Origin of the sequence: Yoonia sp. (assembly GCF_046292185.1) — a bacterium.
Classification (GTDB): domain Bacteria; phylum Pseudomonadota; class Alphaproteobacteria; order Rhodobacterales; family Rhodobacteraceae; genus Yoonia.
This window is the reverse complement of record NZ_JBKBQY010000029.1, coordinates 1-13,062: the sequence shown is the minus strand read 5'-3', so window position 1 is coordinate 13,062 and position 13,062 is coordinate 1. Positions and strand designations below refer to the sequence as shown.

The 13,062-nt window shown below is 62.9% G+C and carries 11 protein-coding genes and 1 riboswitch; of the genes, 7 read left to right on the top strand and 4 right to left on the bottom strand.

The window, feature by feature from the left end; translation table 11 throughout:
• Positions 1 to 28 precede the first annotated feature (28 nt).
• The 3 genes from cbiE to ACK4TM_RS07385 form a co-directional block, all read right to left on the bottom strand.
• A complete protein-coding gene (cbiE, locus tag ACK4TM_RS07395) occupies positions 29 to 1,231 on the bottom strand; it encodes a precorrin-6y C5,15-methyltransferase (decarboxylating) subunit CbiE (protein WP_409699040.1) in 1,203 nt (400 codons plus the stop codon).
• Positions 1,224 to 1,859, bottom strand: a complete 636-nt coding sequence (locus tag ACK4TM_RS07390; protein WP_409699037.1) for a precorrin-8X methylmutase — start codon at positions 1,857 to 1,859, stop codon at positions 1,224 to 1,226. The genes cbiE and ACK4TM_RS07390 overlap by 8 nt, the downstream gene beginning before the upstream one ends.
• A 66-nt stretch (positions 1,860 to 1,925) precedes the next feature.
• Entirely contained in the window at positions 1,926 to 3,140 is a 1,215-nt protein-coding gene (locus ACK4TM_RS07385) for a sirohydrochlorin chelatase (protein WP_409699034.1), read from the bottom strand.
• A 317-nt stretch (positions 3,141 to 3,457) separates the two neighbouring features.
• On the opposite strand from ACK4TM_RS07385, the gene ACK4TM_RS07380 reads away from it, so the two are divergent.
• The 5 genes from ACK4TM_RS07380 to ACK4TM_RS07360 all read left to right on the top strand — a co-directional run bounded on the left by ACK4TM_RS07380 (position 3,458) and on the right by ACK4TM_RS07360 (position 7,970).
• Entirely contained in the window at positions 3,458 to 4,432 is a 975-nt protein-coding gene (locus tag ACK4TM_RS07380) for a glutathione S-transferase family protein (protein ID WP_409699031.1), read from the top strand.
• Positions 4,433 to 4,513: 81 nt separating this feature from the next.
• A complete protein-coding gene (locus ACK4TM_RS07375) occupies positions 4,514 to 4,888 on the top strand; it encodes a DUF1636 family protein (RefSeq protein WP_409699028.1) in 375 nt (124 codons plus the stop codon).
• The gene (cobD, locus tag ACK4TM_RS07370; RefSeq protein ID WP_409699025.1) at positions 4,885 to 5,820 is read left to right on the top strand and encodes a threonine-phosphate decarboxylase CobD; all 936 of its coding nucleotides are present in this window, start codon (positions 4,885 to 4,887) and stop codon (positions 5,818 to 5,820) included. The genes ACK4TM_RS07375 and cobD overlap by 4 nt, the downstream gene beginning before the upstream one ends.
• Positions 5,817 to 6,710: an adenosylcobinamide-phosphate synthase CbiB gene (gene cbiB, locus ACK4TM_RS07365; RefSeq protein ID WP_409699022.1), complete on the top strand. Its 894-nt coding sequence runs from the start codon at positions 5,817 to 5,819 to the stop codon at positions 6,708 to 6,710. The genes cobD and cbiB overlap by 4 nt, the downstream gene beginning before the upstream one ends.
• Before the next feature lie 90 nt (positions 6,711 to 6,800).
• Positions 6,801 to 7,970, top strand: coding sequence for a lytic murein transglycosylase (locus ACK4TM_RS07360; protein WP_409699019.1), 1,170 nt, complete (start codon positions 6,801 to 6,803; stop codon positions 7,968 to 7,970).
• A gap of 19 nt (positions 7,971 to 7,989) precedes the next feature.
• Here the strand turns inward: ACK4TM_RS07360 and smc are convergent, their stop codons facing one another.
• Positions 7,990 to 11,445: a chromosome segregation protein SMC gene (gene smc, locus ACK4TM_RS07355; RefSeq protein WP_409699016.1), complete on the bottom strand. Its 3,456-nt coding sequence runs from the start codon at positions 11,443 to 11,445 to the stop codon at positions 7,990 to 7,992.
• 223 nt (positions 11,446 to 11,668) lie between these two features.
• Positions 11,669 to 11,886, top strand: a riboswitch (cobalamin riboswitch).
• A gap of 109 nt (positions 11,887 to 11,995) precedes the next feature.
• Here smc and ACK4TM_RS07350 point away from each other — a divergent pair.
• Positions 11,996 to 12,637: a HupE/UreJ family protein gene (locus tag ACK4TM_RS07350; protein ID WP_409699013.1), complete on the top strand. Its 642-nt coding sequence runs from the start codon at positions 11,996 to 11,998 to the stop codon at positions 12,635 to 12,637.
• Positions 12,638 to 12,705: 68 nt separating this feature from the next.
• Positions 12,706 to 13,062: GTP-binding protein (locus tag ACK4TM_RS07345; RefSeq protein ID WP_409699010.1), on the top strand; the 357-nt coding region annotated here is incomplete at its 3' end.

The following is a 13,062-nucleotide window of genomic DNA, read 5'->3' as shown; positions in this document are numbered from 1 at the left end:
TCAAAATACTCCCGCCGGAGGCTAAAATTCATCTTTTCACAAGGCTCCACTGCGTCACCGGCATCAGCGGCCGCCAGCCGGTCAACCGCCCCACCGGCTCTGCCCGCTGCACGGACAGTTTCACCAGTTCGCCGCCATAGGCCTTGTGCAAGGCAATCAACTCCGCCTCACTTTCCAGCGTCACCGCATTGGCCACCAAACGGCCCAAAGGACGCAGAGCCGCCCATGCCGCTTCAAACGTCTCTCGGCTCAATCCGCCGCCAATGAAGATCGCGTCGGGTGCGGCCAATCCGTCAAGCGCCTCCGGCACCATCCCGTCGATCAGTTCCAGCTTGGGCGCGCCCAAAGCCAGCGCATTGGCGGCGGCAAAGGCACGCCGGTCCGCGCGCGGCTCGATCCCGATGGCGCGTGCATAGCGCGCCGCACGCATCCATTCGATGGCGACAGACCCGCAACCGCAGCCGATGTCCCAAAGCAGCGCGCCACGCATCGGCATGAGCTTGGCAAGTGTCACTGCGCGGACCTCTTGCTTGGTCATCGTGCCGTCGGATTGGAACAACTCATCCGCCAGCCCCGGTACCCGTGGCAGCAGGGCCGCATCGGGGGCGGCGATACAATCGACGGCGAGTGTATTGAAAGCAGGCACCTCATGCGCCCAGCTTTCCGCCAGCCCGTCAAACCGCGCCTCATCCTTGCCGCCCATCGCTGCCAGCACCGACATCCGCGAGGCACCAAAGCCGCGCGCGGTCAGAAAGGCAGCGATCTGGCCCGGCGTTTCGGCACCGGTTGTCAGGATCAACAGCCGCGCATCGGGCTGGATAAAGGCGATCATCTGCTCGACCGGGCGGCCATGCACCGTCAGCGTCTCGACATCAGCCAAAGACCAACCCATCCGTGCCGCCGCCAACTGGAACGCCGAGAGTTGCGGATGATAAACGATCTGTGCCGGATCAATCGCCCGGCCAATGCGGGCTCCGACCGAGAACCACAAAGGGTCCCCCGTCGCCAGAACCACCACGCGCCGTCCGCGCAAGCTTTCTATCGTGGAAATCAACGCATCAAACGGATGCGGCCAAGCCAGCCGTTCCGCCGTCAGGTTTTCGGCCAGCACATGATGGCGGTCGCCACCGATGATGACTTCGGCAGCTTCCACCACGGCGCGGGTGGCTGGCAACAGCCCGGCCATCCCGTCTTCGCCGATCCCGACGATATGCAACCAAGGATCAGACATCTTCCGGCAACCCCGCGGCCAAAGCATTCACCGCCGCCGAGGCCATGGCCGACCCGCCACGCCTGCCGCGCAATGCCACATAATCACAGCCGCGCGGATCGCGGGCAAGTTCCGCCTTGCTTTCTGCTGCGCCGACAAAGCCGACCGGAAACCCAAGGATCACCGCAGGTTTCGGCCAACCCGCGTCAAGCAATTCCAACAGATGAAACAGCGCCGTGGGTGCATTGCCGATCGCCACCACAGCCCCTTCGATCCGATCCTGCCACAGCTCTACTGCGGCGGCGGAGCGGGTATTGCCGATGTCATGCGCGAGACCCGGCACGGCGGGATCATTCAAAGTCACGATGACATCGTTGTCTGCAGGCAAATAGCGCCGGATGATCCCGGCCCCGACCATTTCACAATCGCAAAGCACCGGCGCACCTTTGCGCAATGCCGCCTGCCCGGCTTGCGCAACATCGGAGGAAAATGCCAGCCGGTCCACGATTTCGACCATCCCGCAGGCATGGATCAGACGCGTCATCAGCGGGTGCAACGCAGGCGCAAAACGCTCTAGCCGCGCCTCGGCCCGGACCGTGGCAAAGCTTTGCGCATAGATCGCCTTGGGGTCTTTTTCATAGGGGCGCAACGGCAGGCCTTTCAGCGGGTAAAGAAGGCAGAGCCTCCGGCGGGAATATCTGGAACGAAGCGAGGGTCAGGATTTTGCTTTTCTCGCGCTTTCGGGACCATGCGGATGTCTGGCATGGGGGTAAGGCGCATGATGATGGTGATGATCATGGTCGTGGTGGTGATCATGATCATGGCCGTGATGATGGTGATGATCATGATCATGATGATCCTGCATGATCAACCGGCACATGCCGGTGCAGAATGTATCGCAATGGCTGCAATCCGCGACGTTCGATCCCGGCGCGCTGGCACCTTGGCCTTCGACATGGTGGTGGTGGCTTTCCTGCACTGCGCCCACCTCGCCCTCGAACCCCAGCACCTGCGTGCGGTATTTGCACAAGACACAGGTCGCGGGCGGCACCGCGCCAAAGGCGGGATGGCTGCGATCGGCGGCGCTGATCTGATGGCTATGTCCGTCATCCACCGCCAGCACCTGCGCGCGATAGCCGCAGATGCCGCAATTGGGTGGCGGGGTCGCACTGTCCTGTTCCATGATCCGTTCGGCGAAGGTTTCCAGCACCTTGGGGTGATCGCCAAGATAGGCCGCCTTGACGAACTGGATACCCGGATGTTCCGCAGCGACCTGATCGGTGAAACCGTAGATCCGGTCAATCAGGATGCCCGAGAACAGGAAATACGGAAACACCACGATCCGTTTGTAAGGCAGGCGTGCGGCATGTTGCAGGCAAGGTTCGACCAAGGGGAATGTGACACCGGAATAACCGACCTCGCACCAGCCGAACCCCATGCCTTCCTGCAGCATCCGCGCGATTTTGGCGACATTGCCGTTGGCATCAGGGTCGGACGCGCCGCGCCCGATCACGACCAGACAGGTGTCGGTCAAATCGACGGGTCCGTGTTTGACATTGGCGCGATCCACCGCTTCGCGCACGCGACCGGCGGCGGCGGCGATCATCTTGGGGTCAATGCCCAGTTCGCGACCATAATTGATGTGGATGTCATGCTTGGCGGCATAGGTATTCAGAACGGTTGGAATGTCGTTTTTGGCATGCATCGCCGCGAACAGCATTCCCGGCACTGCGAGAATCCTGTCACAGCCCGCGTCGCGCAGCCGGTCCAGCCCGTCGCGGATCACCGGATTGGCGAATTCCAGATAGCCATAATCGGTCATCCAGTCATCCGGCAGATAGGCGGGCAGCTTTTCCGCCAGCGTCGCGAATTCATCCACCGCCGATTGGCTACGCGAACCATGTCCGCAAATCATCACACCTGTTTTCATCCGGCTGTCCTTTCGCGGCGGGTCTGTTGGCGGCAATCACGACCAGAGACCCCGGTGACCGGGGATTGACGACGTGACAATCCGGTCCCCGTTTTGGGTCGACCATCCTGTCTCCAACCGTTCTGGCCCTGAATGGGCTTCGTCTGACCGGCGGTATAGCTGGCCCCGTCCGGCGGGGCAAACCGATAAGCGGCACCTGACAAGTCAATGCCGCCACGGCGCTTCATGTGCGCAGGCGCAGGGTGACTGCGCCATCACCGGCCTTGGTTCGTCAGCACCTTGTGCCTAGGTATAGCGCAGCAAAAAGGAGATATATCATGGGCCAACTCGTTGATGGCGTCTGGCACGACGTCTGGTATGACACCGAAAAATCCGGTGGCAAATTTGAACGCACTGAAGCATCGTTTCGCAACTGGATCACCGCTGACGGCTCAGCCGGCCCATCGGGCGAAGGCGGTTTCGAGGCGGAATCAGGTCGTTACCACCTTTACGTTTCCTACGCCTGCCCTTGGGCACATCGCGCATTGATCTTTCGCGCGATCAAGGGGCTGGAAGATCACATCAGCCTTTCCGTCGTACATCCCGACATGCTGGGCGAAGGCTGGACCTTCAAGAAGGACGATCACGGCGCGACAGGCGACACGCTGTTCGGCTACGATTTCGCCCGCGACGTTTATCTGCGCGCCGTGCCCGACATGACCGGCCGCGTCACCGTGCCGATCCTGTGGGACAAAAAGCGCGGCACCATCGTGTCAAATGAATCGTCCGAGATTATCCGCATGTTCAACTCCGCTTTCGACGCGATCACCGGCAACACCGATGATTACTGGCCCGAAGAATTACGTGACGCCATCGCGCCCGTGAATGATCGCATCTACGACACGGTCAACAACGGCGTCTACAAATCCGGCTTTGCCACGACACAGGAAGCTTATGAAGACGCGGTTTATCCTTTGTTCGACAGCCTTGACTGGCTGGAAGACCGCCTTGGCGAAAACCGCTATCTGATGGGCGACAAACTGACCGAGGCTGACTGGCGTCTGTGGACAACCCTGCTGCGTTTCGATCCCGTCTATCATCTGCATTTCAAATGCAACCGCAAGCGGATCGCCGATTATCCGAACATGTCGGGCTTTCTGCGCGAACTTTATCAGGTGCCTGGCGTCTCTGACACGGTGAACATGGCCCATATCGTGCGGCATTATCACTATAGCCATGACACGATTAACCCCAACCGGATCATTCCGATCAACCCGGTGATCGACCTGTCGGAACCGCATGGGCGCGGGTGAAGCAAGCACACCGCCTCGTTCTGCATCTTGCAGAGCGGGGCATAATCCGGTTGAACCGTCTTGAACCAACGGGACGATATGATGACAACCTGGATCACGATCTGCGACACCTGCAAACGCGAAGGCTGGGACACCGGCCCCATGGAGCAGACCGACGGCGAGGCTTTGGCCAAATTGATCGAAGCCGCCGCGACCGGGCTGTCAGAGGTAAAAACACGCCGCATGTCCTGCCTGATGGGCTGCAAATCAGGCTGCAACATCGTGATCCAGGGCGCGGGCAAGCTGAACTACACCCTCGGCGATTTCGCGCCTGACGCGGATTCGGCCTGCGGCATCGTCACCTATGCGCTGACCCATGCACAAAGCGTGACGGGCCAAGTCCCCTACCGCGACTGGCCGCAGGCAGTGAAAGGGCATTTCGTCACCCGCCACCCACCACTGCCCGACACCGAATGACTGCCGCGCGCGACCATGGCGGGGGTATAGATGCGGCGATCCGGCTTTACGGCGGCACGCGCCACGGCTGGCTTGATCTGTCCACCGGGATCAACCCTGTGCCCTATCCGCTGCCCGCGCTGCCCGCAGATGCATGGACCGCCCTTCCCGACACCGGCGCATTCACGCGGCTGAACGATCTGGCGCGCCAGTTCTGGAACGTTCCTGCCGGGGCCGCAGTCCTGCCTGCAACCGGTGCATCGGCCATCATCGCCGCCCTGCCAAGGGTATTGCCCCCCGGTGCAGTCCGCATTCCCGCCCCGACCTATAACGAACACGCCGCCGCCTTTCGCTCCGCTGGCTGGACCGTCGCCGATACCGCCGCCGACGCGCTTGTCGTCGTTCATCCCAACAACCCCGATGGCAAAATCTGGACTCCGGACGCCTTGACCGCCCCAATCACGATCATCGACGAAAGCTTCTGCGACGTGACCCCCGACCTTTCGCTGATCCAGCTCGCAGACCGTCCCGGAACAATCGTGCTGAAAAGCTTCGGCAAGTTCTGGGGGTTGGCCGGTCTGCGGTTGGGCTTTGCCATCGGTGATCCTGCCCTGATCGCCCAACTGGCCGACATGCTGGGCCCTTGGCAAATCTCCGGCCCGGCGCTGTCCATTGGTGCGGCAGCACTGGCCGACGCAAATTGGGCTGCCACAACACGCGTACGGCTGGTCGCGGACAGCGACAGGCTGGACCGCCTGATCACAACCGAGGGGGCCGAGGTCATCGGCGGCACGACCCTGTTCCGGCTTTACAGGGTGGATGATGCCGCCCGCTGGCAAGATCGGCTGGCCCAAGGCCACGTCTGGTCCCGCATATTCCCATATGCAGATAACTGGCTGCGCCTTGGCCTGCCCGCCCCTGATCGCTGGGATCAGCTAGAGGCAGCCCTGTGACCCTGATTCTCGGCATGATCCTCGATGCGATCTTCGGCGAACCGAAATGGCTCTGGTCGCGCATCGCGCATCCCGCAGTCCTTATGGGACGGCTGATCGGCGCCTGTGACCTGCGTTTCAACGCAGGCGGCCAGCGCAAAGCCAAAGGCATCCTTGTGCTGACAGCACTTGTCATCGCTGCGGGGCTGTTGGGGTGCGTATTGCATGCCTTCCCCGGCCAGATCATCGACGTCCTTGTCGTCGCGGTGATCCTTGCGCAGAAATCGCTGGTTGATCACGTGCGCGCCGTGGCCGACGCCCTGCGCCTGTCGCTGGGCGAAGGCCGTCGCGCCGTCGCGATGATCGTGGGCCGCGATACGCGCGGCATGGACAAAGCCGCCGTCGCCCGTTCTGCCATCGAAAGCGCGGCTGAAAATCTCTCGGACGGGGTGATCGCGCCGGCGTTCTGGTTCCTGATCGGCGGTTTGCCGGGACTGCTGATCTACAAGATCGTCAATACCGCTGACAGCATGATCGGTTATCGCACCCCGCGTCACGCAGACTTCGGCTGGGCTGCGGCACGGCTCGATGACCTGCTCAACCTGATCCCCGCGCGGCTGACGGCATTTCTGATCTGGGCCGTGACCACCCGGCCCGATCCGCACGGCATTCTGCAGGATGCCCCGCTGCACCGTTCGCCCAACGCGGGCTGGCCAGAGGCTGCGATGGCGCACGGCCTCGATTTCGCGCTCAGCGGGCCGCGCAGCTATGATGGGCAGATGCGCGATTATCCTTTCGTCAACGCCACAGGTAATCACCACCTGAAACCCGCCGACATTGACCGTTCGGTCCAGGTATTGTGGAAAACATGGGCACTGATGCTGGCAATAGCTTTCATCGCGGCTCTGTGAACCGGATTTCCGCCCATCGGTGTCACGGCGTCTTGCAGCAAATCCCACCCCTGCTAGGGTCACGCAAACTGAAATTTCCGGAGCTTTCTCATGCGCCTTGCCCTTGCCGCCACACTGACCCTGCTGACCGGGGCCGCCCATGCCCAGACCTGCGGTGGTGACGTGAACAGCTTTATCGCAGGGGTGAAATCAGAGGCGGTGGCAAACGGCATCCCCGCCGCCACCGCCGATGCGTTTTTCCAAGGCGCGCAGATCGATCAGGCTGTCCTGAACGCCGACCGGTCCCAAGGCGTGTTCCAGCAGGATTTCATCCGCTTTTCGCGCAACCTGATCAGCCAGAACCGTATAGACAACGGCCAGCGCAACAGCCAGCGCTATGACAGCACCTTTCGCGAGATTGAGAACCGCTTTGGCGTGCCGCGTGGTGTCTTGCTGGCCTTCTGGGCGTTCGAGACTGATTACGGCGCGGTGCAGGGCAATTTCAACACCCGCAACGCCCTGCTGACACTGGCGCATGATTGTCGCAGGCCAGAGCTTTTCCGCCCGCAACTCATCGCCGCGATCGAACTTTACCGGCGCGGCGGCATGAACCCGGCCACCACACAAGGCGCCTGGGCCGGGGAAATCGGCCAGCTGCAAAAACTCCCACACGAGATCATCGAACGTGGGCTGGATGGCGACGGTGACGGGGTGGTCGATCTGAAAAACTCTGCCCCTGATGCGCTGATGACCGGAGCCAATGTGCTGTCCTCGCTCGGCTGGCGACCGAACGAACCATGGATGCACGAAATCAACGTGCCCGCCAATCTAGATTGGTCGCAGACCGGCCTGACCAAAAAACGCCCCGTCAGCGACTGGGTCGCCATGGGTGTGACCCCCCGCCAGGGCAACCTTGGCCCGTCGAACCTGTCCGCCGCCATTCTCCTGCCGATGGGGCGCAACGGGCCAGCCTTCATGACCTACCCTAATTTCGACGTCTATTTCGAATGGAACCGCAGCTTTGTCTACGTCACCACCGCCGCCTATTTCGCGACCCGTCTCAGCGGCGCGCCGGTCTATAACGCAGGCAACCCGTCCGAGCCGCTGACCGGCCCACAGATGCAGCAATTGCAGCAACGGCTGACCGCGCGCGGTCATGACGTCGGCGGCATCGACGGTATTCTGGGGGCGATGACACGCAATGCGGTGCAGATTGAACAGGCGCGCCTCGGCCTGCCAGCGGATGCATGGCCTACGCTGGACTTGCTCAACCGGCTCTGATCCGCGTCAGAGCCGTCCTTCAGGCCACCATCGCCGCCGCACGCTTGAGGTCGACAGACACAAGCTGCGACACGCCCTGTTCGCCCATAGTGACACCGAACAGCCGGTCCATCCGGCTCATGGTGACGGCATGGTGGGTGATGATCAGGAACCTTGTATCGGTGCGGCGGCACATCTCATCTAGCAGGTCACAGAACCTTGTGACATTGGCGTCATCCAGCGGCGCATCGACCTCGTCCAGCACGCAGATCGGCGCGGGGTTGGCAAGGAACACGGCAAAGATCAGTGCCAGCGCCGTCAGCGTCTGTTCACCACCAGACAGCAGGGACAAGGTGCTCAGCTTCTTGCCGGGCGGCTGGCACATGATTTCCAGCCCCGCCTCCAGCGGATCATCGGATTCGACCAGTACCAGTTTCGCCTCACCGCCACCGAACAGATGGGTGAACAGCAGACCAAAACTGGCATTGACCTGTTCGAACGCCGTCAGAAGCCGCTCTCGACCTTCCTTGTTCAGGCTGGCGATACCGGTGCGCAACGCGGCAATCGCCCCCAGCAGATCGGCCTTTTCGGACACCAGCGCATCATGTTCGACCTGCACTTCCTTGGCGTCATCCTCGGCGCGCAGGTTCACCGCGCCCAATGCATCGCGCTGGCGTTTCAGGGCATTCACTTCTGCCTCGACGGTGCCCGTGGCGGGCATATCATCAACGGGGATATCCAGCGCGGCCAGCAATTGCGCGGGGGTCACATCTTGCGCTTCCCTGATCCGTTCCGCGGCATAGGCGATGGTTTCGCGCGCCGCATCCGCACGCGCCTCTGACCGCGCCCGCGCCTCTCGGGCTTCGGACGCCGCGCGTTCGGCGTCCCGTTCTGCGCCAAAGGCATCGCGCAACGCGGTCTCTGCGATGGCCAGCGCATCGGCAGCAGCGCGGCGACGGATCTCGGCCTCTGCCATCGCGTCACCCAGTTCGGCACGTTTTGCGGCAATTTCCTCGGGCGCGGCAGAGGCATCAGCCAGTTCCGCCTCGGACGCCGCCTTGCGTTCGGCCAGTTCGGCGCTGCGCTTGTTCGCCGTTTCGAGGCGATGTTTCCAGCCGCTGATTTCCTTGGTGATCTCCTGAGACCGGCGCAACCGTGCTTCGCCCTCGCGGCGGGTTTCTTCATGCGCCGACCGGCGCGACATCATCGTGATCCGCGCCGCCTCGACCGTCATCCTGATCGTCTCGACCGACGCGCGCGCCTCGGCCAGATCCGGCAGCGCCTCTGCTGCCTGCTGCGCCTCGACCAGCGCGGCGCGCAGGATCATCGCCTCTTCTTCATAGCGGGTGACGGCCAGCCCAAGATTTTCCATCCGTCCCTGCGACATGTTCCGGTCAGCCTCGGCACGGCTGGCCGCGCGGTTGGCATCGGCAACGGCACGGTCGGCATCGCGGCGCGCGGCACGGGCCGCCTGATCGGCAGCGGTGCGATCCTGCAACGCGCGCGTCAGCGCATCATGTCCGGCGACCGCCTCTTCTGCCCTGACGTCGGCAAGCTCCAGATCGCGCTGCAATTCCGCCAGCCGGTTCAACTGTTGCAACCGCAAAGCCGCTGCCGATGGTGCATCTTCCGCGCCGGACCGGTAACCGTCCCAGCGCCACAGATCGCCCGCTACAGACACCAGCCGCTGGCCCGGCAACAGATCCGGCTGCAACCGCGCCCCATCGGCTGCGTCGACCAGACCCACCTGCGCCATGCGGCGGGCCAGTACGGCCGGCACGGTGACAAAATCCGTCAGCGGCACGACAGGGGCAGGCAGGGCCTGCGCTGCGGCATAATCGGGCAGGTTGGCCCAGCCCGTTGGCGCGTCCGCCGCCGCCGCAGGCGCACGCAGATCATCGGCAAGGGCAGCACCCAGCGCCTGTTCATATCCCTTTTGCACCGACAACAGATCCAGCACCTGCCCGCCCGGCGCGCGGTCACGCTCGACCAGCCGCGACAGGGCGGCGACCTCGGCCCGCAGGGCATTCGCCTCGCCCTCGGCCTCTGAGCGCATCGCGCGGGCATCGCTCTCAAGGCTCTGCGCCTCGGCGCGGGCCGCGTCTGCCGCAGCCAGATCACGATCCGCAGTATCAGCCGCCGCCAGCGCCGCTGTTTCCGCCGCACCTGCGGTGATAAAATCCGCCTCTGCTTGGCGCAACGCGGCTGCTGCACCTTCCATTGCGGTGCGGGCCTTGCCCGCCTCTGCCTCGGCCTTGCCCAGCGCGGTGCGGTTCTGATCCTGCACCCTTTGCGCGGATTGATGCCGCGCCGCCAGCCGCGCCACATCCTCGGTCAGTTGCGCCGACCCTGCCTCGGCCTCCTGCAACACGGCTGCTGCCTCGCGCGCTGCCGCCTGTGCCGCTTCAAGGCGAGCGTCATGGCCTTCACCGGCCTTGGCGATCTCGCGCGCTTCCCAATCCAGCCGGTCAATCGTTTCACCGGCGTCCTTGTTCAGCCCCGCCTCCCGGTCCATGTCGCGGGTCAGTTGATCGATGCGGCGACACAAGGTCGCGATCATCTCACGCACGCGGGTTTCCTGATCCTGCAAGGCATCGCGCTGCACCTGCAACCGCTGCAACACCGCAGCCGCAATCGCCTCTTCCTCGCGCAGCGCGGGCAGGACATCCTCCGCCCCTTGCCGTGCCTTGGCGGCATCACGTGCGGCGCGCTCCGCCTGCGACGCTGCCGTCGTCCGCTCGCTCAATTGCGCCTGTGCCTCCGCAAGCGCATCATCCGCTTCTTTCCAGCGGCGAAACAACAACATCCCTTCGGCGCGGCGCAGCTTTTCACCGATCTCGCGGTACCGGGCGGCCTGCCGGGCCTGGCGCGCCAGTTGCGCCAATTGCGCAGCCAGTTGATCGATCACATCATCGACACGGGTCAGGTTGGTCTCTGCGCCGCGCAGCTTCAGCTCAGCCTCGTGCCGGCGCTGATAAAGACCGGAAATGCCCGCCGCCTCCTCCAGAATCCGGCGGCGGGACTTGGGCTTGGCGTTGATCAACTCCGAAATCATCCCCTGCCGGACCAAGGCAGGCGAATGCGCCCCCGTGGATGCATCCGCAAACAGCATTTGTACATCGCGGGCGCGCACATCCTTGGCACCCACCTTATAGGCCGACCCTGCATCGCGGGTGATCCGGCGCACGATTTCCAGCTGATCGGCATCGTTGAACGCAGCGGGTGCCAGCCGTTCGGCATTGTCGATAATCAGCGATACTTCTGCAAAGTTGCGCGCAGGTCGCGTGGCCGCCCCGGCAAAGATCACATCCTCCATGCCGCCACCGCGCATGGCCGAAGCGCGATGTTCGCCCATCACCCAGCGCAAGGCTTCCAGCAGATTGGACTTGCCACAGCCATTCGGCCCCACGACCCCCGTCAGACCATCCGCGATGATCAGATCGGTGGGATCGACAAAGCTTTTAAAGCCATTCAATCGCAATTTGCTGAAACGCACCTGTGGGCTGTCCTTGATTCTCTGTCTGGCCGAGATTTTGCGACCTCACGCCACCCCGAGTCAACGAAACCAACCTAAATAAGGCCGACTCCCGCCGCTTATCCACAAGATATTGCGAATACTCCACCTTCGCAGCCGGAATATCCCTGCCAGAGTCTGCGCCAAAGGCGCTTCTGACGCCGCGGGCGTCGGTTTACAGACTTGACCGCGCTGCTCTGATGCAGGCACAACAGCGGTGCATGGTTCCCCGCACGGCGCGCAGCGTCAGGGGATCAAATGGGAATGTGGACGCACCGATCCTGTAAGGGAGGTGTCAAGCCACAGCCGCCCCCGCGACTGTATGCGGAGAGTGTCTTGTTATCACGCCACTGGGAAACCGGGAAGGCAACAAGGCGCCCAGACCCGCAAGCCAGGAGACCAGCCATGCACCGGAACATCCGTTCCGGCAAACAACAGCGGACGGGGTGTTCCGTGGGGGTTTTGCAGGGGCCTAATGGCCCGTGCCTTCCCATGAAATCCCCCCTTTAGTCACGATCCAAAGGGGACGAAAATGAAAAGAATTCTGACCATCGCAGGGCTGAGCCTTGCCGCCTCACCCGCCCTTGCGCACCATCCACTGGGTGGTTTGCCGATGGAAACCTTCACGCATGGCCTGCTGTCGGGCATCGGCCATCCGGTGCTGGGCTTTGACCATCTGTTCTTTGTCGCAGCAATGGGCATCGCTGCGACCTTCACCGCCAACCGCATGCTGACCCCTGCCGCCTATATCGCCGCGATGCTGGCTGGCTGCGGACTGATGTATGCAGGCATTGCCATGCCGCTGGCCGAAACCGTGATCGTGCTGTCCTTGCTGGTGATCGGTGGGATCATCCTGTCCGGCAAGGGGCTGTCGATGACCAACGCGCTTGTGGTCTTTGCCGTCTTCGGCCTGTTTCACGGCTCTGCCTTCGGCGGATCGCTGGCGGATCAGGAAGGCGGCGTCGGCGGTAGTGTATTGGTCGGCTATCTGATCGGTCTGGGTGCGATCCAGTATCTGATCGCCATCGGCGCAGGCTGGGTGGCGCAGACACTGGGCGCGACAAATCCCGCCGCCGTCAACGCCCGTCTGGGCGGCGCAATGGTCGCTGGCGTCGGCATCTTCCTTGCGCTGGAAATCATCGAAGGGCCGATTGTCACCGCATTGGCCGGCTGAATCCGCCCTCCTGCCTATTTTCAGGCGGCCCGCCAAGGGCCGCCACCATCCACGTTCGAGGACATCCCATGCCCGCAAAAATCCCCGCCACCATCGTCACCGGCTTTCTTGGCTCCGGTAAGACCACTCTGATCCGGCACCTGCTGCAAAACGCGAGTGGCAAGCGCATCGCGCTGATTATCAACGAATTCGGCGATCTTGGCGTCGATGGCGACATCCTGCAGGGCTGCGGCGACGAGGTGTGTTCCACGGACGATATCGTTGAACTCTCCAACGGCTGCATCTGCTGCACCGTCGCGGATGATTTCATTCCCACGATTAAGGCATTGCTGGCACGCACCCCCGCCCCTGACCACATCGTGATCGAAACCTCAGGCCTTGCCCTGCCGCAACCCTTGGTGCGTGCCTTCAACTGGCCGGAGATC